Origin of the sequence: Micromonospora sp. NBC_00821 (genome assembly GCF_036347035.1) — a bacterium.
Classification (GTDB): Bacteria; Actinomycetota; Actinomycetes; order Mycobacteriales; family Micromonosporaceae; genus Micromonospora; species Micromonospora hortensis.
Genome location: NZ_CP108880.1, coordinates 72,141 through 93,258, shown reverse-complemented (window position 1 = coordinate 93,258; position 21,118 = coordinate 72,141). Strand labels below are relative to the sequence as shown.

20 protein-coding genes are annotated in these 21,118 nt (G+C 71.5%); 4 read left to right on the top strand and 16 right to left on the bottom strand.

The window, feature by feature from the left end; genetic code table 11:
- Positions 1-16: 16 nt before the first annotated feature.
- From OHB44_RS00435 to OHB44_RS00385, 11 genes are all read right to left on the bottom strand, one after another.
- Positions 17-1,660, bottom strand: coding sequence for a sodium/solute symporter (locus tag OHB44_RS00435; protein ID WP_091396835.1), 1,644 nt, complete (start codon positions 1,658-1,660; stop codon positions 17-19).
- On the bottom strand, positions 1,661-2,074 hold the full coding sequence (locus OHB44_RS00430) for a hypothetical protein (RefSeq protein WP_330439329.1): 414 nt from the start codon (positions 2,072-2,074) through the stop codon (positions 1,661-1,663).
- Between the two features lie 38 nt (positions 2,075-2,112).
- On the bottom strand, positions 2,113-3,618 hold the full coding sequence (locus OHB44_RS00425; RefSeq protein WP_330439328.1) for a DUF4153 domain-containing protein: 1,506 nt from the start codon (positions 3,616-3,618) through the stop codon (positions 2,113-2,115).
- A 185-nt stretch (positions 3,619-3,803) separates the two neighbouring features.
- Complete coding sequence (locus OHB44_RS00420) at positions 3,804-4,886, bottom strand: sensor histidine kinase (RefSeq protein WP_238687558.1); 1,083 nt, start codon at positions 4,884-4,886, stop codon at positions 3,804-3,806.
- Complete coding sequence (locus OHB44_RS00415; protein WP_238687557.1) at positions 4,883-5,563, bottom strand: response regulator transcription factor; 681 nt, start codon at positions 5,561-5,563, stop codon at positions 4,883-4,885. The genes OHB44_RS00420 and OHB44_RS00415 overlap by 4 nt, the downstream gene beginning before the upstream one ends.
- Positions 5,564-5,755: 192 nt before the next feature.
- Positions 5,756-7,786: a carboxypeptidase regulatory-like domain-containing protein gene (locus tag OHB44_RS00410; protein WP_330439327.1), complete on the bottom strand. Its 2,031-nt coding sequence runs from the start codon at positions 7,784-7,786 to the stop codon at positions 5,756-5,758.
- 198 nt (positions 7,787-7,984) lie between these two features.
- Positions 7,985-8,647, bottom strand: a complete 663-nt coding sequence (locus OHB44_RS00405) for a DUF5701 family protein (RefSeq protein WP_330439326.1) — start codon at positions 8,645-8,647, stop codon at positions 7,985-7,987.
- 67 nt (positions 8,648-8,714) lie between these two features.
- The gene (locus OHB44_RS00400) at positions 8,715-9,476 is read right to left on the bottom strand and encodes a LytR/AlgR family response regulator transcription factor (protein WP_238687695.1); all 762 of its coding nucleotides are present in this window, start codon (positions 9,474-9,476) and stop codon (positions 8,715-8,717) included.
- A 23-nt stretch (positions 9,477-9,499) separates the two neighbouring features.
- Positions 9,500-10,726, bottom strand: a complete 1,227-nt coding sequence (locus tag OHB44_RS00395; protein ID WP_238687554.1) for a sensor histidine kinase — start codon at positions 10,724-10,726, stop codon at positions 9,500-9,502.
- 39 nt (positions 10,727-10,765) lie between these two features.
- Entirely contained in the window at positions 10,766-12,337 is a 1,572-nt protein-coding gene (locus tag OHB44_RS00390) for a sugar transferase (RefSeq protein ID WP_238687694.1), read from the bottom strand.
- A 264-nt stretch (positions 12,338-12,601) separates the two neighbouring features.
- A complete protein-coding gene (locus OHB44_RS00385; RefSeq protein ID WP_238687553.1) occupies positions 12,602-13,462 on the bottom strand; it encodes an Fpg/Nei family DNA glycosylase in 861 nt (286 codons plus the stop codon).
- An 80-nt stretch (positions 13,463-13,542) separates the two neighbouring features.
- On the opposite strand from OHB44_RS00385, the gene OHB44_RS00380 reads away from it, so the two are divergent.
- Positions 13,543-14,814 carry a glycosyltransferase gene (locus OHB44_RS00380; RefSeq protein ID WP_330439324.1) on the top strand — a complete coding sequence of 424 codons (1,272 nt, stop codon included), beginning with the start codon at positions 13,543-13,545 and terminating at the stop codon, positions 14,812-14,814.
- 180 nt (positions 14,815-14,994) lie between these two features.
- On the opposite strand, the gene OHB44_RS00375 is transcribed toward OHB44_RS00380, so the two are convergent.
- The 5 genes from OHB44_RS00375 to OHB44_RS00355 all read right to left on the bottom strand — a co-directional run bounded on the left by OHB44_RS00375 (position 14,995) and on the right by OHB44_RS00355 (position 18,773).
- Complete coding sequence (locus tag OHB44_RS00375; protein WP_330439323.1) at positions 14,995-15,717, bottom strand: CDP-alcohol phosphatidyltransferase family protein; 723 nt, start codon at positions 15,715-15,717, stop codon at positions 14,995-14,997.
- A complete protein-coding gene (locus OHB44_RS00370; RefSeq protein ID WP_179781433.1) occupies positions 15,692-16,759 on the bottom strand; it encodes an iron-containing alcohol dehydrogenase family protein in 1,068 nt (355 codons plus the stop codon). The genes OHB44_RS00375 and OHB44_RS00370 overlap by 26 nt, the downstream gene beginning before the upstream one ends.
- A complete protein-coding gene (locus OHB44_RS00365) occupies positions 16,747-17,478 on the bottom strand; it encodes a phosphocholine cytidylyltransferase family protein (RefSeq protein ID WP_124854040.1) in 732 nt (243 codons plus the stop codon). The genes OHB44_RS00370 and OHB44_RS00365 overlap by 13 nt, the downstream gene beginning before the upstream one ends.
- Positions 17,479-17,556: 78 nt before the next feature.
- A complete protein-coding gene (locus tag OHB44_RS00360; protein WP_330439322.1) occupies positions 17,557-18,324 on the bottom strand; it encodes a hypothetical protein in 768 nt (255 codons plus the stop codon).
- On the bottom strand, positions 18,321-18,773 hold the full coding sequence (locus tag OHB44_RS00355; RefSeq protein WP_238687545.1) for an NUDIX domain-containing protein: 453 nt from the start codon (positions 18,771-18,773) through the stop codon (positions 18,321-18,323). Before OHB44_RS00355 ends, OHB44_RS00360 begins: the two co-directional genes overlap by 4 nt.
- Positions 18,774-18,882: 109 nt before the next feature.
- On the opposite strand from OHB44_RS00355, the gene OHB44_RS00350 reads away from it, so the two are divergent.
- The 3 genes from OHB44_RS00350 (at position 18,883) to OHB44_RS00340 (ending at position 21,018) form a co-directional block, all read left to right on the top strand.
- Positions 18,883-19,275 carry a CBS domain-containing protein gene (locus OHB44_RS00350; RefSeq protein WP_030487774.1) on the top strand — a complete coding sequence of 131 codons (393 nt, stop codon included), beginning with the start codon at positions 18,883-18,885 and terminating at the stop codon, positions 19,273-19,275.
- An 83-nt stretch (positions 19,276-19,358) separates the two neighbouring features.
- Positions 19,359-19,817, top strand: a complete 459-nt coding sequence (locus OHB44_RS00345) for an ester cyclase (RefSeq protein WP_238687544.1) — start codon at positions 19,359-19,361, stop codon at positions 19,815-19,817.
- 106 nt (positions 19,818-19,923) lie between these two features.
- The gene (locus OHB44_RS00340; RefSeq protein WP_238687543.1) at positions 19,924-21,018 is read left to right on the top strand and encodes an aminotransferase-like domain-containing protein; all 1,095 of its coding nucleotides are present in this window, start codon (positions 19,924-19,926) and stop codon (positions 21,016-21,018) included.
- The last annotated feature ends 100 nt before the right edge of the window (positions 21,019-21,118 follow it).

The following is a 21,118-nucleotide window of genomic DNA, read 5'->3' as shown; positions in this document are numbered from 1 at the left end:
CATGTCGCAGCGGTGATCACTGCATGCGGAGGGCTTCCGGGGTGTGTAGGCGGAGCATGGTGGCGGCGACGTCGGCCGGGGCCCGCCGGCGGGTCGCCATCGACACGGCGACCATCACCGTGAAGGCCAGTGGCACCGTCCAGGCGGCCGGCTGCGCGATGAGCGTGGCCGGCCAGCCGGACAGCGGTGGCCCGAGCACTGTGACCAGCACCGCGCCGATCGCCGCGCCGCCGCCGGCCACCACGCCGGCGGTGGCGCCCACGTCGGTCAGCCCGCGCCACCAGATGCCGAGCACCAGCAGCGGGCAGAAGCTCGACGCGGCGACCGCGAAGGCCAGCCCGACGACCTGCGAGACGTCCAGCCCGGAGACGTGCAGCGCCAGCACCGCTGGCACACCACCGGCGATGACGGTGGCCAGCCGGAACCCGCGTACCGACCCTCGACCGAGCACGTCCGTCGAGATCACCCCGGCGACGCTGGTCAGCAGGCCGGACGAGGTGGAGAGGAACGCCGCGAAGGCGCCCGCGGCGACCAGCGCAGCGAGTAGCCGCCCGGCCAGGCCGTCACCCAGGGCCGCTTCGGGTAGCAGCACCACCACCGCGTCGGTCTGGCCGCTGAGCAGCAACTGCGGGGTGTAGATCCGGCCGAGGACCCCGTACAGGGTGGGCAGCAGGTAGAACGCGCCGACCAAGGCCAGCACCACCAGCGTGGTCCGACGGGCCGCCGCGCCGTCCGGATTGGTGTAGAAGCGGACCAGCACGTGCGGCAGGCCCATGGTGCCCAGGAAGGTGGCCAGGATCAGCGAGTACGTGGCGAACAGGCCGCGGTCGTCGTCACCGGCGGCGCTGGGCAGCAACCAGTCGTTGGCATCGGTGGCCACTCCGGAGACGTCCGGCACCGGATCACCGGCAGCGAAGGTCAACTCGTCGCCGGGGCGTACCTCCCGGATGTCACCGTCGGGCAGGGTGAGGGTCGCGCGGTGCTCGACCACGACGGTGGTCGCGGCCCGGAACGTCGGCCCGTCGGGCGGGGTCACCGCCGGGCGGCCGTCGGCCTGCCACTGCAGGGCCAGGAAGATCACCGGTACGGCGAGGGCGGTCAGCTTGAGCCAGTACTGGAACGCCTGCACGAAGGTGATCGCGCGCATGCCGCCCAGTGCCACGTTCGCGGTGACCACTGCCGCCACCAGCAGGGCGCCGAGGGGGTACGGGGAGCCGGCCACAGTGGCCAGGGTCAGCCCGGCGCCCTGGAGTTGCGGCACCAGGTACAGCCAACCGATGAAGATCACGAAGGCGGTGGCGAGGATGCGGAGCCGCCGCGAGCCCAACCGCAACTCGCAGAAGTCGGGCAGGGTGAACGCCCCGGAGCGGCGCAGTGGCGCGGCCACGAAGAGCAGCAGGGCCAGGTAGCCGGCGGCGAACCCGACCGGGTACCAGAGCACGTCCACGCCGTACTTGAGGACCAGCCCCGCGATGCCGAGGAAGCTCGCCGCTGACAGGTACTCCCCGCCGATGGCGGCGGCGTTCCAGGTGGGACTGATGGCCCTGGACGCCACCAGGAAGTCGGAAGTGGTTCGGGCCAACCGCAGCCCGTAGAAGCCGATCCCGACGGTGACCAGGGTGACCGCCACGATGGCCGGGACCACGAAGTCGTTGCCCACTCAGCGCTCCGGCCGTTGCACCAGGTCGGTGAAGTCCTGCTCGTTGCGCTCGGCCAGCCGCACGTACGCCCAGCCCACGCCGATCAGGAACGGAAAGGAGGCCACCCCGAGCAGCAGCCACGGCAGGTTGACGCCGGTGACTGTGGTCCGGCCGAGCGAGGGCGCGATCGCGAACAGCCAGGGCAGCCCACCCAGACCGATGGCCACCACCAGGGACAGCCGCAGCGCCAGCGCGAGTTGGGCCCGGACCAGGCCGCGGACCAGCGCTTCGCCGACCTGGGTCTGCTGGGCCAGCTCGGCGCGGGTCCGCTCGGCGCGGGTGTCCTGCCTGGTGATCTCGGCCAGCACGATCCGGGACCGCCGGGGCGGCGGTACCGCACCGCTCGACCCCACGTCGGGGAGTTGCTTGGCCACCCCGGCAGTCTCGCCCGCCGTACGCGATTGTCAAGCGCTCACCAGCGTTGCAACCCGAGGCAGTCGGTCAGGCTGGCGCTCACCGGGGTCGTGTCGAGAACCCGCCTGGCGCGTTCCCTGCCGAGGTTCTCCGCCCAGAACCCGTCCCGGGGCAGCTCGGAGGCGATCTGCCCCAGCGCGCAGGAGCGCATCGGCTCGGGCAGCCGGTCCAGAGCCGGTACGGCGTCGGCCGACAGCCCGGACAGGTAGCTGACGTCCAACCGGCCGGTCTCCAGATACCGGGCGACGTTCCGTTCGGCGATCAGGCGATCCGGGTTCAGAAGGGCCAACCCGAGCAGCGCCAGTACCGCGGTGCCGACCACCAGCCGAGGGAGCCATTCGGCCCGCAGCCGCACCACGGCAACCCCGACCAGGACGAAGAGCAGCCCGAGCCAGATCTCGACAGTCGACACGACGAGCCGCAGCCGGGTGGCTCCGTACGCGTCGGCGTAGACCTGCATTCGGTAGAGCGCCGAGGCGACGATCACCAGACTGAGCGCGGTGAGTGTGCCGAGCAGTACGCGGACCAGCAGGCGGTCCCTCCGGGTGGCCTTCGGCGCTCGGCGGGCGGCGATCGCGATCACCAGCAGGGTGAGTGCGGTGACGGCGAGCAGTTGCCAGAACCCGCCGCGGGCGTACTGGGCGTAGGTGAGCCCCGCCGTCCGCAGCACGTGCCCCGCCCCGCCGAACAACACTGTCAGCTGGACCAGCACGAACGCGGCGAAGAGGGCGTCGAGCAACACCAGCGGGAGGGTCCACTCCAGCCGGTGGGCCGGCCGTGACGACGCCGGTCGCAGGCCCTCCAGGTCGGGTGGGCGGGTGACCAGGTACGCGCCGCCGAGCAGGCCACCGCCGATCAGGGTCAGCCGCAGCAACCAGCCGATCACACCGGCCGGGCCGATGTCGGGCAGCAGCCCGCCGACCAGGTTGGCGAAGACCGCGTCGGCGGAGGCGAAGAGCAGCCCGAACAGCGTCAGCAGGACGGCGGAGACCGCCAGGCTGGTCACGATGCGTCCGAACCCGACCCCCGACCCCGCCGAGCGGTTGGTGCGCACTCCGCGTATCGCCCACGGAAGCGCCCGTACCGTCGCGGCGGGTGGCAGGGTCACGGCGACAAGCATTCCGAGTGGGCTTCGCCCGCCGGTCACCGCGAGCGTCCCGGCCCCCACCGCTGCGATCAGGCAGAGCGCGAAGAGCCAACCGGCGGCCCGGAACGTGCCGACGGCGATCAAGGCGACCGTCGCGGCAGCCCAGGCGACCTGCGCCACCCGTCCCGGTGCCCCCGTGGCACCGGGACGGGCGGGTTCGGCGCCGGTTGCGGTGCCGGGCTCGGTCGGCTCGGTGCGGGCCGCGAACGGGGAGGACGTCAGGGGCCTGACGACGGCGGCTGTGGTGAGGGCGGCCGTGCCGGCCAACGCGGCGACCAGCCAGCCGAGGCCCGGACGAACCGTCGTGAGCGCCGAGGCGCCGACGACCGCCGCCGCCGTCGACGCCACCAGCACCATCGGACCCGCGTCGCCGGATGGCCCCGGCCAGCGCCGCGCGATCATCGATGGTGGCCGGGGCAGGAGCGGTGCGGCCTGGGGCCGACCGGGGGCCGGCGATGCGCCCGGACCGGGCCTGACGGTTGGGGCGACCTGCGTTGGCCCGGTCGGCCCGGTGGCCGGGAGGGGGGTGCTGCCGGGGCTGGTCATGCGGCCTCTTCTCGGTATGGCCCGTCGCACGGGATGGTGACCTGGATGCGGCAGCCGGGCCGGTCACCCCGATCTGGTCCGGCGGGATCGAGGACACCGATCCGGCCGCCGTGCAGTTCGACGACCCACCGGGCGATGGCCAGGCCGAGCCCGGTCCCACCGCCGGCCGACCGGTCGCCGCGGGTGAACCGCTCGAACACCCGGGAACGCTCGTCCGGCGGTATGCCCGGGCCCTCGTCGCTCACCTCGAAGCGGAGCTGGTCGCCGTGTTCCTCGGCGCACACCCGTACCGCGCCGCCGGGTGGGCTGTGGCGGGCCGCGTTGTCCAGGAGGTTCGCGAAGACCTGGTGCAGCCGCCACGGGTCCGCGTGGACCGTCAGCGGTGTCGGCAGGTCGCGGAGCTCAAAGCGCACGTCCAGGCCGGCGCCGGACGCGCTGGCCGTGGCATGCTCCACGGCCTCGTCGAGGAAGTCCCCCACGTCGATGCGTACGCGCCGCAGCGGCACCACCCCGGCGTCGAGTCGGGACAGGTCGAGCAGGTCGGCGACGAGGTGCCCGAGCCGTTCGGTCTGGGCCAACGCCGAACGCAGCGCCGCGGGTTCGGGATCGGCGACCCCGTCGACCATGTTCTCCAGCACGCCCTGCAAAGCGGTGATCGGCGTACGCAGCTCGTGCGAGACGTTGGCGATCAGCTCACGTCGGCGCTGGTCGGCGGCGTGCAGATCCTCGGCCATCTTGTTGAACGCCTGGGCCAGCTCGCCGACCTCGTCGCGGGAGGTGGCGCGCACCCGACGCGTGTAGTCGCCGCGGGCCATCGCGCCGGCGGCCGCCGTCATGTCCCGCAACGGCGAGGTCATGCCGTGCGCGAGCACCTGCGAGGTGAGCAGGGCGACGGCGATGGCGGTGGCCGAGGTGATCGGCGGCGGCCAGCCGATGCCGTACGAGAAGTAGGCGAGCCCGGCCGCCCCGGAGGCGACCAGCAGCACACCCAGCTTCAGCTTGATCGAGCGCACCGGGTCCAGCGGTCGGGGCAGCAGCTCCAGCACCCGGTCCAGCCGGGTGAGCACTGTCGTCGTCATGACGGCAGCTCCAGGGCGTAGCCGACCCCGTGCACAGTGCGGATGAGGTCGGCACCCAGCTTGCGGCGCAGAGCCTTGATGTGGCTGTCCACCGTGCGGGTGCCGCTCCCGTCGCCCCATCCCCAGACGTCGGCGAGCAGCCGTTCCCGGGGGAGCACCGTGCGGGGTCGACCCGCGAGGTGGACCAGCAGGTCGAACTCGGTCGGGGTGAGGTGCACGTCCGCCCCGGCCCGGCGGACCCGTCGCTCCGCCTCGTTGATCTCGATGTCGCCGAGGCGGATGGCTGGCGGCGCGGGAGTGGCGGCGGCCCGCTCCATCCGACGCAGCAGGACGTGCACCCGGGCGGTGAGTTCCCGCATCGAGAACGGCTTGGTGAGGTAGTCGTCCGCGCCGACCGCCAGCCCCACGAGCAGGTCGGTCTCGTCGTCGCGGGCGGTGAGCATCAGCACCGGCACCGGCCGGTCGGCCTGGATCCGGCGGCACACCTCCAGGCCGTCGAAGCCCGGCAGCATCACGTCGAGGACGACGAGATCCGGCTGTGCGGCGTGGAACTGGGCGACCGCGCTGGGCCCGTCCGCCGCGATCTCCACTGTGAAACCCTCGGCCCGTAGTCGGGCGGCGATGGACTCGGCGATGGTCCGTTCGTCCTCGACCACCAGTACCCGGCGTGCGCTCATGGGTCCTGACTGTAGGGAGCGGCCGTGGAGATCAGTGGTTTGCGTTGTGAATAACCTGTGGAGAACCGGCCACGGCTGTGGATAACTCGGTGATCATGCCGGCTGGCGTGGGGGAACTCCGGAGGCTCGTTGTGGACAACCGACTCAGCGGGGCCGGTGGCACAGTGCCACCGGCCCCGCCGTGTCGATCCGTCAGCTGGTCGGTACGACCAGGTCCACGGACATGCTGCCGCTGGCCGGAACGGTGAACCTCTCCAACACGCGGGTGCCGTCCGGCTGCGTCACCAGGTAGCGACCGTCGACCTGGTGGTCCTCGCCGAGGTAGGCGTTGTAGGTGAAGAAGACCCGCTGCGGCCCCTTGAGTCGCATGGTGAACCGGCCGTCGGTGATCGAGCCGCTGCCCGCGATGTCGCCGGTGTCGACGCTGCGAGCAATGACCCACCCACCGGTGAACGGGGTGCCGTCGGGTGTGCGGAAGGTGCCCGTCAGCGCGACGCCCTGGTCGAGCTGGGCGTCCTGGGTGGCGGTCGTACCGGCGGTGACGGTCACCGGGGTGGCGCTGAAGCGGCTCGTCTTGTTGCCGGACCACTGGCTGGCATACGAGTAGCTGCTGAACACCAGGGGCCAGGCGTACGGACCGAGCCGCTCGATGGTGTAGACGCCGCGCTCGTCGGTGCTGGCGTCCTGGGCTCCGACCCCGGGGTGACCGGTGAGCACCGAGATGTCGACCGTGGTGAGCGGCTTGCCGTTCGTGTCGGTGACCGTGCCGGTGACCTTGCCGGCCCGATCCATCCTGACCTGGGGGCCGGTTGTCACCTGTCCCACGGTGGCGACGACGGAGACGGCCTGCCGTTCGTCGCCGGTCCCGCCGTCGGCGCCCACCCACTGGCGACCGTAGACATCCTCCTGAGGCACCGCGAAGAGCTTGTAGTCACCACCGATCAGCGGGCCCACCGTGATCCGGCCGTTGCGGTCGCTGCACTCGCCGTAGCCGTCCTTGAGCGCGGCCTGCTTGGGCAGGAACGCGTCCAGGCAGACGTCCCGCACTGGTGCGCCGGTCTGCCTGTCGACGATTGTGGAGGTGATGACCGCACCCGGTCGCATCTTCACGGTGAGCTTGGTGGTGCCGTTCGCCTCCACGCGCACGCGGGTCAGGTCGCGGGAGAAGTACAACTTGTCCGGCGCGTACAGGTAGAGGTCGTGGCGACCCTGGGGCAGGCCGGTGACGGTCACCGTGCCGCTGCCGTTGTTGCACCTCGCGTCGATGCAGAAGTTGGCGACGGGCGCGCCGGTCACCGAATCGACGGCAGAGATGGCGACAGACCCGGTGCCGACGAGGCTGTCCGCGATGGTTGTCTGCCGCCCGCCACGGACCTGGACCACGTTCGCGTCCTCGGCGGTCAGCTTGCCCTTGTAGTACTGCTGCCGCTCACCGGCGATCACGCCGACCTTGTACGAGCCCTGGAGCACCTGGACGCTGAACTCGCCCTCGGCGTCGGTCTCCGTCCACGCTCCGCCGTACATGTTCGCGGTGGTGATGTCGACCTGAGCGTTGGCGAGCGGCGCGCCGGTGGCGGTGGTGAACCGACCGGTGAGCCCGCCCACCGGCAGCACCGTTTCGTTCACCTCGGTCGTCGTGTCCACCTTCACCTCGAAGACGGTCGCGCCCACCTCGTCGAGCTGCCCCGGGACGTACTGGCTCTGGTAGGAGCCCTCGATCGGGTTGAAGCTCACCCGGTAGCGGCCTGGCAACGCGTAGATGGTGAACTGGCCGTCCCCGTCGGTGCGACCACCGGCCCAGCTGTAGGTGTCGACCTCATTGGCATTGATGCTCAGGTCGGGCACCGGGTCGCCGGCGCTGTCGACGATCCGGCCGGTGATAGCGCCGGTGGCGAAGAGTTCCTCGTCGACGGTGGTGGTGGCTCCGGCGGAGACGGTCACCGGGTCGGCGTCCGACAACTGCGTCTTCTGGTGGTGGTACTGCTCGGGTCGGGGCCACGGGACGAAACCTACGGTGTACGAGCCGGCAGCCAAGCCCGCGATGCTGTAGTTGCCGTCGGCGTCGGTGGTGGTGGAGCCGACGCTCTCGTAGTCGCCCGCGGGATATACCTGCACGAAGACGTCGCCGGCGGCGGTGCCGGAGCTGAGGGTCACTCGTCCGTTGACCGCGCCTGTCTCCGCGGCCTGGGCCGGGGTGGCGCCGGGCAGCACAAGTGCTGCCACGACGGCACCGGCCAGCAAAGTGCGGCGGGCTCGGAATAATTGCATTGATGTCCCAATGTGAAGGCGGGTGGGGCGGCCTGAGCAGGCTCCGCCCGCACCGGCCCGGCGCCCCGTACGGATCGGCACCCGGAGAATAGGTCACCGGCTATGGCTGTGGAACTGCCCGGGTGGTCGGACCTCCGATGTGGACCGTTTGTGTTACTCCAGGCCGATGCGCTCCGGCCGGGCCGAGGCGGAGCCGAGCCAGGTGTGCGGGTTGCCGTACCAGCACCAGCCCAGCTTGGGCGCGCCCTGGCTGATCCACAGCGCCGGCACCCGCTTGTCACCGCACCGGGAGCCGACCAGCGAGAAGCACCGGTTGCTGGCCAGCGCGGCCGGGTGCAGCGTGATGAAGGCGAGCCCCTCGTCGATGCTCAGCGGCAACCGGCCCTGAGCGGTGATCCCCTCCATGGCCGTGGCGGGTGCCAGATTGCGGTACTCCTCGCCGCGGTCGACGTCGAAGAGCAGGTACGCCGGACCGGCCGGCACCTCCAGTTCCTTGATCGGGTCGAAGCGGGGCAGGTCGTCCTCGGCGTAGTTCCGGTCGACGACGCCGGGCTTGCGCTTGCCGGCCAGGGTGGTCAGCTCCACCCGTTCCGGCACACCGATCAGGTCCCGGGTGGTGACCAGCAGGAACGGCACCCGGGCGTCGGTGGGGGCGGGCAGCCCGGCGGTGCCCTCGACCGCCCTGGCCCGCAGTGGCGCGACCAGGTCGCGGAAGGTGCTCTCGGTCATCCCGGCGAGGGCGGGGTAGCCGAGCTGCACCAGTCGGTCGAGTTGACTGTCGAACTCGGATTCGGCGTCGAACGGGGTCTCGGTCACGGCAGGGCCTCCCGGAAGTCGTACGGACTAGCGTACAACGTACGGTAGGGCTCCATCCATTCCCGGCTCAGCGATTCCAATCCTGCTTCGCGGCCCTGACCAGCTTGTCCTTCAGCTCCCGGGTGTGCCGCCGGCTCACCGGCAGCTCGGTCGAGTCGATGACCACCACGTAGCCGGAGTTGACCAGCCGCAACTCCGCGATCAACTTCAACTGCACCAGGTACGACCGGTGCACCCTGACGAAACCGGCATCGGCCCAGCGCTCCGCCAGCGTGGCCAGCGAGACCCGCACCAGGTGCGACCCCTCCGCGGTGTGCAACCGGGCGTAGTCGCCCTGCGCCTCCACCCAACGCACCGCCGAACGGGGCAGCATCCGGGTGGTGCCGGCCAACTCGATGGGGATGGTCGGGTCCTCCTCCGCGCGGGCCAGCGCCGCCGGGTGCGACGGCACCACCCGCGAGCCGATCACCCGGCGCAGCGACTCGGCCAGGCGATCGGCGCGCACCGGTTTCCGCACGTAGTCGGTGGCGCCCAGATCGAAGGCGTCCACCGCGCCGTCGTCGTACGCGGTGACGAACACGATCGCCGGTGGCCGGGCGAAGCGGCGCAACACCCGGGCCAGCTCCATGCCGTCCAGACCGGGCATTCGGATGTCCAGGAAGACCACGTCCACGTCGCCGTCGCGCAGCAGCCGCAGGGCCTCGGTGGCGTCGCCGGCCGTGTGCAGCCGGGCCACCCGGGGGTCGGCCCGCAGGTGGTACGCCAGCTCGTCGAGCGCGGGCGGCTCGTCGTCCACCGCGAGGACGCGCAGGAAACCGGACGCGTTCACCGCACCCGTCCCGGTCCGCTCGCTCACGAGCCTGCCCGCACGCCGGGGTGGAACTTCGGCACCCGCATGCTCACCTTCGTGCCCGAGCCCAACCCGGTCTCCACGACCAGGCCGAACCGGTCCCCGAAGACCGAGCGCAACCGCTCGTCGACGTTGGAGAGGCCGACGTGCTGGCCCGTGTCGTCGCCCGGGTCGCCGGTGCCGCGGGCCAGCTCGGCGATGCCGGCGGTCAGCGTCGTCGGATCCATTCCCACTCCGTCGTCCTCCACCGTGATGTGGCATTCGGCTCCCGCGTCCCGGGCCTCGATGCTCACCATGCCCGTGCCCGGCTTGCGGGACAACCCGTGGCGAACCGCGTTCTCCACGAGCGGCTGGAGGCAGAGGAACGGCAGCGTCACCGGCAGCACCTCCGGGGCGATCTGCAACCGCACCTGCAACCGGTCGCCGAACCGGGCTCGCTCGATGGTCAGGTAGCGGTCGATCGACCGCAGCTCCTCGGCCAGCGTGGTGAACTCCCCGTGCGCCCGGAACGAGTAGCGGGTGAACTCCGCGAACTCCAGGATCAGCTCCCGGGCCCGCTCCGGGTCGGTGCGGACGAACGAGCCGATCGCGGTCAGCGCGTTGTAGATGAAGTGCGGGCTGATCTGCGCCCGCAACGCACGGATCTCGGCGCGGGCCAGCCGCTCCCGCGACGAGTCCAGCTCGGCCAGGGCGAGCTGGTTGCCAGCCCAGTGCGCCGTCTCCAGGGTGGCCTGCACCAACCCCGGAGGCGGCGGGCTGTCGGCGACCGCCACCAGCGCGCCCACCACCCGGCCGTCCGCCGCCAACAACGGCGCGACCACCGCCCCGCGGACCGGGCAGTCGACCCGGTCGCAGTGCAGTTCCTGCTCACCCAGCACCGTCGAGCGGCCGCTGTCCACCGTCCCCTGGGCCGCCGCGAGCAGTTGATCTCCGTGGTGCGTGCCGCGCCCGTCGAGGGCCAGCAGCCGGTCGGCGTCGGTGAGCGCCAGCCCGACCGCGCCCACCAGCGCCCGCAGATGCCGTACGGCCTTCGCCGCGCCCGCCTCGCTCAACCCCGCTCGCAGCGGCTCGGCGGCCAGCCCGGCGGTGTGCAGCACCTCGTAGGTGGCCCGCTGGGTGGCCGTCGCGATGCCACGGCGGGCCCGCAACCGCAGCACCGCCAGCAGGGCTGCGGTCAGCGCGGTGACGAGTGAGACGACGCCGACCACGGCGGAGAGGTTGGCAGCCACGCAGCGATCCTCGCCCCTACGAGCCGAAGCGCCAACCCTCTAGTACGCGCCCTTGCGGGCGAGCACCACCCCGACGGTCCGCCACAGGATGCTCAGGTCGTACGCGAGCGACCAGTTGTCGACGTAGTAGAGGTCCAGTCGGACCGACTCGTCCCAGGACAAATCGGAGCGGCCAGAGACCTGCCACAACCCGGTCATGCCGGGGCGGACCAGCAGTCGGCGCCGCACGTCGCCCAGGAAGTCACCGTCGTCGGCCGGTAGCGGGCGGGGCCCGACCAGCGACATCTCGCCCCACAGCACGTTGATCAGCTGCGGCAGCTCGTCCAGCGACGTGGCCCGCAGGAAGCGGCCGACCGGGAAGACCCGAGGGTCCTCCTTCATCTTGAACAGCATGCCGTCGGTCTCGTTCCGATCGACAAGGCTGGCCAGCCGGTCCTCGGCGTTGACGTACATGGTCCGGAACTTCCACACCCGGAACGTGCGCCCCTCGTGCCCCACCCGGGGCTGGCGGAAGAAGACCGACCCTGGGTCGGAGATCCGGATCGCCACGCCGATGGCCAGGAAGAGCGGGACCAGCAGCAGCAGGCCGAGACCGGCCGCGACCCGGTCCATCAGGTTCTTGGCCAGCAGCGCCGGCCCGGAGAGGGTCGGCTCCTCGACGTGCAGCAGCGGCAGACCCTCGATCGGCCGGATGTGCACCCGAGGGCCGGCGATGTCGGTGAGCTGCGGGGCGACCACCAGGTCGACGCCGGAGCCCTCCAACTGCCAGGCCAGCCGGCGCAACTCGCCCGGCTCGGCGCTCGCCGACCCGCAGACGGCGATCGTGTCCCCACCGACCTCACGGACCAGGGCCAGGACGTCGCGTCCGGCGTACACCGGAACCGGGGTCGGCATGCCTCTGGCCGCCGCGTACCCGTCGGTGATGTGGATGGCGACGGGCATCAGCCCGGCGGCCGGGCTGCGGGTGACCGCCGCATAGACCTCCAGGCATTCGGGCAGGGTGCCGACAAGCACCATCCGGTGAGCAGCCTGGCCGGCCCGCCGCCGGATGTAGTGCAGCGCCCAGCGGGCCACGAAACGGCCCCACAGGATCAACAGCAGCGCGCCGAGCAGGGCCGTGCCGACCGTCCAGCGGGACAACTCGGTCTTGGTGGCGAACGCGAGGAACGAGACGCTCGCGGCGACGGTCACCCCGGCCCGGATGACCCGCTTGAACTCGTCCGGGCCGAGCCCCAGATAGCGCCTGTCGTAGGCCCGGTTGCTCCAGAGGATGACCACCCAGCCGAGCGGGAGCAGCAGGTAGGAGACGGTGTGGAACCACGTCGGGTCCTGCTGGGTGCCGGAGAACCCGGAGGCGGCCTGGTCGAACAGCTGGATCGCGATCCAACTGGCGAACGCCGCCGCGCCGAAGTCGAGAAGCAGCAGGATCGCGATGTAGGGGCGGTGCCAGCGGGAGACACGGCGTCGCGCCCTCGTCCAAGCCGACCGAGGGACGCCGTTGTGGGACGGCGGCGTCGGCGGCTGGATCTCGAAGCTGTCGACGTGCCGCACGAGTCTGCTCCGGCCTTCGTTGGTTACCGGGCGCTGGAGGCTTGCCGTCACCTCACCCATGTCCTCCCGCATGACACGGGCCGCTCACTCGGCGTGAAGGCCCGGGTCGCCCACCGTCCCAGTCTCCCACGCGGCCTCCGACCGGTCGTCGCCCCGAAGGAGATTGGCGACCGCCGGTGCTGGCGGGATCTGGCCGGCTCCGCACCATTTCAGAAGCCGGGGACCGGGCCACTATACCGATGGATGCGCGCGTGGCGAGAAGGGCGGACCGGAGCTTCCGCTCACTGAGGGCGATTCCGCTCCGTAGTCCTGAAGTGCAATTACTCACCGTACGAGGCGAGACAACCGACGGTCAGCGAGTGGCTTGCCGCCGGTCTGACAGGTGGGGCAGTACTGCAAGCTGGAGTCGGCGAACGACACCTCGCGCACTGTGTCCCCACAGACCGGGCAGGGCAGCCCGGTGCGGGCGTGCACCTTCAGCCCGGAGCGCTTCTCGCCCTTGAGTTCCGCGGCCCGCTGACCGAGGGACCGCTCGACCGCGTCGCCGAGGACCTGTCGGGTCGCGGCGTGCAGTGTGGCGATCTGGGCGTCGGTGAGCCGATCGGTGATCGCGAACGGGGACAGCTTCGCGGCGTGCAGGATCTCGTCGGAGTACGCGTTGCCCACCCCGGACAGCACCGACTGGTCGGTCAGCACCCCCTTGACCTGCCCCCGCCTGCTCCGCAGCCGCTCGGCGAAGAGAGGCAGATCCGCGGCGAGCGCGTCCGGGCCCAGCTTGGCCACCCCGGGGACCGTCGCGAGGTCGGTGACCAGATACGCGGCCAGCTTCTTCTGGGTGCCGGCCTCGGTGAGGTCGAAGCCGGAACCGTCGTCCAGGCGTACCCGCACCGCGATCGGGCCTTTGCCCGGACGCAGCGGGGTGGTGGCGGGGAACGCCTCCCGGTAGTGCAGCCAGCCTGCTCGCGCCAAATGCACCACCAGGTGCAGGCCGCCCTCGAAGAGGACGTCGAGGAACTTTCCGTGCCGACTGGCGTCGACCACCGCCCGGCCGGCGACCTCGGTCGGCGCCGGCTCGTACGTTTTCAGGGCGCTGATCGCGGCGATCTCCAGCCGATCGACGCGCCGCCCCACCGCGCGCTGACGCAGGTAACCCGCGAGCGCCTCAACCTCCGGTAGTTCGGGCACGACACAACGGTAGCCTTCTTTCCCGTGAGCGTGAGGAATGAGCTTGCGAGTCCCGCAATCGCGAACGAGAGGCAAGCTCCGTGAGAATCGTGGTGGCACACAACCGGTACCGGGAAGCCCAGCCTTCCGGTGAGAACACGATCGTCGACTCGGAGATCGCTCAGCTCACCGCCGCCGGCGTGGAGGTGCTGCCCTTCATTCGCAGCTCGGACGAGATCCCGTCGATGTCGAAGGCGGCGAAGGCGCTGCTGCCGATCTCGCCGATCTGGGCGCCGCGCGCCCAGCATGACCTGAGCCGGCTGCTCACCGAGCACCGACCGGACGTCCTGCACCTGCACAACCCGTACCCCCTGATCTCGCCGTGGGTGGTGCGGACCGCGCACCGGCACGGCGTGCCGGTGGTGCAGACGGTGCACAACTACCGGCAGGTCTGCTCGTCGGGGATCTACTTCCGCGACGGCGTGATCTGTCAGGACTGCAAGGGTCGGGCGTTGGGTGTGCCGGCGATCAAGCACCGCTGCTACCGCGACTCGGCCGTGCAGAGCGCGCTGATGGCGACCACCCTGGCCGTGCACCGGGGCACCTGGCGCTCGGTGGACCGGTACATCGCGCTCACCTCGGCGATCGCCGATCACCTCCGCGACTACGGCATTTCGGACGAACGCATCGTGGTGAAGCCGAACTCCGTCCCCGACCCGGGTCGGCCGGCGCCGCTGGGTGACGGGTTCCTCTACATGGCCCGGCTCTCTCCGGAGAAGGGCGTCGACCTGCTGCTGGACGCCTGGCGTCGGCACCCGGTGGGTTCGTTGGGCACACTGCGGGTGGCCGGTGACGGCGAGCTGCGCCCGCTCGTGGAGGCAGCCGCCGCCGAGCGACCCGACGTGGTCTACCTCGGTCAGCTCGACCGGGCCGGCGTGCAGGCCGCGGTCGAGGCGAGCGCTGTGGTGATCGCCGCCGCGATGTGGCACGACGTGCTGCCCACCGTGATCATCGAGGCGTTGGCGAACGGCCGGCCGGTGCTCGGTACGGCGTTGGGCGGCATTCCGTACCTGGTCGGGGCCGACGCCCCGCACGAGCCCGCCGGCACCGGGCCCGCCGAGAACGCCTCCGCGGTCGCCGGGGGCGGCGGCGGGTCAGCCATGCCGGCGGGGATCGGTCTGGGCGAGGCCGGTTGGGTGGTCGCCCCGGAGCCGGCCGCGCTCGCGGCCGCCCTGCCGGTCGCCCGCGCGGGAGCGTCCGGGCTGACCCTGGGCGCCCGCGCCCGCTACGAGCGCACCTTCCACCCCGACGTGGTCACCAAGCGGCTCATCGACATCTACGCAAGCCTGGCCCGAACCCCCAACCCCGTCTAACCCCGCGCCCCCGCGCCCCCGCGCCCCGCGCCCACGCGCCCGCCCCGCGCGCCCCGCGCGCCCCGCCCCGCGCGCCCCGCCCCCACCCCGCCGATCTTGCAGTTTCGGTCGTCGATATCGGGTGAGATGCCCCTTGTGTCGCGACAGCAAGTGCAAGATCGCGGAGCAGGGACTGGTTGGTTAGCGCACGGAGGCTCGGGCGGAGAAGGCGATGCTGGCCAGTAGGAAGCCGCCGTTGACGATTGTGAAGGCGACCATCACCCAGAGGACCAGAGCGGGGGCCACCGCGAGCACCACGGCGGCCACGAAGACCACAGCGCCGTAGTCGCGGACCAGCTTCACCAGGCGCACCGGCAGCGAGGTCGAGGTGACCATGCTGGCCGCGTTCGGGCCGGCCTGCATCACCGACGTCACCAGGTTGACCATCCAGGTGCCCGCGAAGGTCGCCACGAGCCAGGTCGGCGTGCCCGGCTCCTGCGCCACGGCGGTGGCGCCCAGCGCTGCCACCAGGGCGATCTGCGCGGCCACGTCGCAGAGCACGTCGACGCGCGCACCGGCCGCGCTGCCCTGGCCGGTCACCCGGGCCAGCTGCCCGTCCGCGCAGTCCAGGGAGTACGCCACCTGCCAGCCGACCAGGGCGAGCAGGCCGACCACCCAGGCCGGTACGTCCCCGGCGGCGACCGGGCCGGCGAGCGCCACCACGGTGACCGAGGTGGCCAGCCCGAGCACCAGGTTGGTGATTGTCAACGCTGTCGGTCGCAGCCCGAGCCGCTGGGCGACGAGCGCGAACACGGCCCCCAGCCACTGGCTGATCGACTCGCTGAACAGGCCGCCGCCCCGGTTTACCCGGTGGAAGTCGGCGACGGTGGGACGGGGGTCAGCCAAGCTGGTCGCGGATTGCACCGGCGTAGTCTGCCAGCCGCTCCCGGGTCTCGGTAGGCGACAGTGCCAGGTGTTCGAGGATGGTGTACCGGTCCGGCCGGGTACGCGGCGCGAACTGCACCGCCTCGATGAACTGGTCGTCGGTGAGCGCCACCTCGGCGGGGAGCCGGGGCAGGCCGTGCCGGGCGAGGCAGGCCGACATCTCCCCGAAGCGGCGGAGATCTCCGCGCAGCCAGGTGCAGAACAGCGCACCCAGCCCGGCCAGCTCGCCGTGCGAGGCGGTCCCGGGAAAGAGCGAGTCGACAGCGTGCATGATCTCGTGGCAGCCGCCGCTGCACGGACGGCTGGTGCCGTCGACAGCCATCGCCAGACCGCTGGAGATCAACGCCTCGGCGAGGACGATCACGAAGGCGTCGTCGCTCATGTCGCCGGGGTGGTTGAGCACCGCTTCGGCGCCCGCCCGCGAGAGCGACGCGGCCAGCCCGTCGACTGGCTCACCGCGTACCTGTCGGGACAGCTCCCAGTCGGCCAGCGCGCTGATGTTGCTGATCACGTCGCCGATGCCGGCCCGGTTGTGCCGGTCCGGGCCGCTCTCCACGAAGTCCAGGTCGACGATCACCCCGATCGGGATGTGGACGCCGTAGGAGCCCTTGATCCCGTCGGTGATCAGGCTGGCCACCGGAGAGGCGATCCCGTCGTTGGCGAGGCTGGTCGCCACCGACACCATCGGCAGCCCTCGGCGGGTCGCCGCGTACTTGGCCACGTCGATGGTCTTGCCGCCGCCGATGCCGACCACCGCGTCGTAGGACCGGGCGCGGAGTTTGCCGCCCAGGTCGTCGGCGGCGTCCAGCGTCCCGCCGGAGACGGTGAACACGTCCGCCGAGCGCAGCGACGGTCGGATCAGCTCCGCGATCTGGGCACCCTGACCCGGGCCGACCACCACCGCGACGTCGCCCCCGGAGGAGATCCGCCCGTCGGCCAGGATCGCGCCCAGGTCGGCGACCGCCCCGCGTCGCACGTCGATGTGCAGCGGGGTGAGGACGCTCCGAGCTAGTAGAGGCACGCGATCTCCCGCGCGCGGGCCAGGTCGGCGTGGTTGTCGACCTCGACCCAGGGGACGTCACCGATCGGCGCCGCCCGCACCTCCCCGCCCCGGTCGGAGAACTCCTGGTAGCCGTCCTCGTAGTAGAGGTTCGGGTCCCGTCGCCAGGTCGCCTCCAGCGCGTCGGCGAGGGCGTCGGCGACCTGTGGCTCGATCAGCGTCGCGCCGATGTACTCCCCGTACGCCTCGCCCGGGTCCATGATCTTGGTGATCCGGGTGAGCTGGCCGGCGGCGTCGAAGGTGGTCTTCATCTCCTCCTCGGCCAGCGGCTTGAGGGTGTCCACCGCCAGCAGGATGCCGGGGCCACGCTCGGCGAGCAGGGTCTTCTCCACGCTCACCGGGTGCACGGTGTCCCCGTTGACAAGCAGCACCCCGCGCGCGAAGTACTCCCGGGCGAGCCAGAGCGAGTAGGCGTTGTTCCACTCCTCGGCCTTGTCGTTGTGCACAAGGGTGAGCGTGACCCCGTACCGCTTCTCCAGGTCGGCCTGCCGCTCGCGGACCGCGTCCGCCGCGTAGCCGACGACGATCACGATGTCGGTGAGCCCGACCTCGGCGAGGTTGCCCAGCGCGATGTCCAGGATCGTCGTCTCGCCGTCCACCGGCACCAACGCCTTGGGCAGGGTGTCGGTGTACGGGCGCAGCCGTCGTCCCGCTCCGGCCGCGAGCACCATTCCGATCATCGCGACATCCTCCCTAGTCCTGCTCCCGTCACCGGTGGAGGATAGCGCCGGCCGGGTGCGCCGCTCCGGCCAACCGGGTCAGCCGGGCAATGCCGCCAGGTCGGCGAGCATGGTCAGGCGCTCCTCCGCGCTGAGTACGGCGTACGGGCCGGCGGCCCGCCGGTCGGTCTCCAGTTCGATGGCGAGCCGCTCGGGGCCGGCCGGCAGAACGGCGATGCTCGACGCGGTGTGCCCGGCGGCGGTCCAGGCGGCGGCGTGCGCATCGGCCCGGTGGTGTCGCAGCGTGCCGAGCCGGTTGAGCAGCAGTACGCCCGACGGGGTGCCGTCCGGCTCGTACGGGGGCGCCAGCGCGGCGAAGGCCGAGGCGGCCGGGTTCGCCTCCTCGTCGGCCAGCACCAGGGCGTACGACAGCAGTCGGCCGAGCATGGCCACCAGCCGCGCCACCCGGTCGTCGTGGCCGGCCCACAACTCCTCGGTGACCTCGGCGTGCACCTGGTACAGCTCGGCGAGGAAGGCGGCGCCCCGCTCGGTGGCGGACAGCGCGCCGTCCGGGCCGCGGTAGATCATTCCGTGGGCCACCTGCTTGTCCACCGTCCGCCGGCAGGCGACCGGGTCCTGGTAGCGGGTGATCGCCGCGAACCCGGGCCCGTCGACACTGCCACCGGGTGCGGCCAGTCGGGTGCGCAGGTCGACCAGGAAGCCGGTGGCGGTGATTCCGCCGTAGCGCTGGGACAACTCGGCGCCACCACCGTCCCGGCCGGCCAGGATGCCGGCGCGGAAGGTCCGGTCCACTGCCGGTGCGAGCAGCCCGGCGATCCGGTGGGGCGCCAGCTCGACGGTGTTCACAGACCGATCGACCGCAGGACGGCGAAGCCCTCCTCCGCGATCCGCCGGATCAGCCCGTCGTTGACGTCGCGGTGCTCGTCGAGCACTGTCACCTCGTGCTCGGCCAGCCAGCGGTACTCGGTGTGCTTGCCGGCCTCGAGCATCGGGCGGTCGAGGTCGCCGTCGACGCGGACCAGGAAGTCGTGCTCGGTCCGGGCCAGGCCGTCGTCGCCGACGTAGCTGTACTCGCCCACCTGACCCAGGACGTGGGAGAGGACCCAGCCGGTCTCCTCGGTGATCTCCCGGCGCAGTGCCTCGTCGATGTCCTCGCCCGGCTCCACGTGGCCACCGACGATGTCCCAACAGTTGGGAAACAGGCGTCGGTGTGGTGAGCGGCGCTGAAAGAAGATTCGGCCGTCATGGTCGACGATCAGCGCGCCGGCGCAGCGCAGGGGCTCGGTGGACACCATCCGACAGTAGCCAGCGTCCGCAGCTTGTGCGATGCCGCTCTTGTCCCGGAAACATCCACCGACCACCATGTCCGTACCGAATGCCACCGTCCCAAAGGGGTGATGTGTGATGCAGGTACGGGATGCGATGTCCAGCCAGGTCCTCGTCGTCGGTCCGGAGCACACGCTCCGCCAGGCGGCCCGGATGATGTCGGCCCGCGGTGTCGGGTCGGCGGTCGTGATCGACCCGGATTCCGAGGGCGTCGGGATCATGACCGAACGCGACGTGTTGAAGGCCATTGGCGCCGGCCTCGACTGCGACGTGGAACGCACCGGCGCCCACCTGACCTGGGACGTGGTCTACGCGGGGCCGGAGTGGACGGTGGCCGAGGCCGCCGCCGCGATGGCCCGGGGTGGATTTCGGCACCTGGTGGTGCTGGACGGCCGGGAGGTGGCCGGCGTGATCTCCGTGCGGGACATCATGCGGGTCTGGTCGGAGAGCCAGGCGGTCGCCACTACCTGACCGACTGTGGTGTGCGGGGCCGGATCGATGGGTAGACATCCCTTGCGGGCGCGGAGATGCCGTGGCCCGTGGGGGAGGTCCCGATGCGCGACGCGGAGCGGCTGGTCGAGCAGCAGTACGCGATGCTCCTGCGGCGGGACGTGGCCCGTTTGCCGGATCTCTACGCACCGGAGGCGTTCTACGCCATGCCGGGCGTGACGGTCCGTCCGATCGAGCTGCCCGCGCTGCTGCGCACTTGGACGGGCGCCTTTCCGGATCTGCGGGTCGACCCGATGGGCGCGGTCCGCACGGGCGGTGGGGCCGCTGTCGAGCTGCGGCTGACCGGCACCCACACCGGCACCCTGCATTCGCCGTACGGCACCGTCGCGCCCACCGGCCGGCTGGTGAGCTGGGAGGTGGCCGACGTGGTCCGGGCCCGCAAGGGTCTGATCACCGCTTGGCGCTCCTACTTCGACTGGAGTCAGCTCCTCGACGCGCTCGGCGTGCGGCTGGAGGGACTTTCCCGGGCCGCGCAGCACGACGCGCTCGCCCTTCCGGTTTGATCTGCCGCCGACCGGTGGAGTCGGGTCACCCGACCCGGTGGCTCAGGATGCGGACATCGCCGTGCCGACCGCGCGTCCCCCGCCGCCGCCCGTACGCTCAACATCCATGACCGCCGAGCAGTTGATCTCCTTTGCCCGTGGGGCTCCCTCGCTGGACATCGTCGATGTCGAGGGGCTCAAGGCCGCCGCCGTCCGCGCCTTCGACGCCGACCCCGCAGGGGTGACGGCGTACGGCACCTCAGTCGGGTACCTTCCGCTGCGAAAGTGGATCGCCGAGAAGCACGGGGTCGAGGCCGACCAGGTGCTGGTCACCAATGGGTCGCTCCAGGCCGACGCGTTCCTCTTCGACCACCTGGTCCGCCCTGGCGACGCGGTGGTGGTGGAGCGCCCGACGTACGACCGGACGTTGCTCAACCTCCAGCGGATGGGCAGTGAGCTGCACAGCATCGCCGTCCAGCCGGATGGTCTGGACACTGCCGAGCTGCGCAAGCTGCTGGAGTCCGGGGTCCGCCCCCGGCTCGCGCACGTCATCCCGAACTACCAGAACCCGGCCGGCATGACGCTGTCCCTGGAGAAGCGCCGGGAGTTGCTCGACCTGGCCGCCGAGTACGAGTTCACGATCTTCGAGGACGACCCGTACGCGGACATCCGCTTCCGTGGCGAGGCGTTGCCATCGATGCTCTCGCTGGACACCCGCAACGTGGTGGTGCACGCGTCGAGCTTCACCAAGACGGTCTGCCCGGGTGTGCGGGTCGGTTACCTGGTCGGCCCGGCCGACCTGATCGCCTCCATCGCGAAGAACGCGACAAGCCTCTACATCTCTCCCGGGATGGTGTCCCAGGCGATCGTTCACCAGTTCTGCGTCTCCGGCGACATCGACCGCTCGATCGAGACGGTCCGGGCAGCGCTGGGCGAGCGGGCCCAGGTGCTCGCCGAGTCGTTGCGCCGGCACCTGCCGCAGGCGCGGTTCGTGGAGCCCGACGGCGGCTACTTCCTCTGGGTGGAGTTCCCGGAGGACGTGCTGGTCGACCGGCTCGCCCCGGCGGCGGCCGAGCGCGGGGTCGCCGTGGTCAAGGGCAGTGACTTCGTGCTGGACGGCGGGCGGCACGCTCTCCGACTGGCCTTCTCGGCGGTGACCGCCGACAAGATCGACGAGGGTGTTCGGCGGCTCGCCTCGGCCGTCGAGGCCGTCCGCAGCTGACGTAACTGTCGGGTTCCTGACAGAACGACGATGCCGGCCGTCCCGGGGCTCCCCTCCGGGCGGCCGGCTGGCCCACAATGCTGCGAGCGTCACCCCGCCA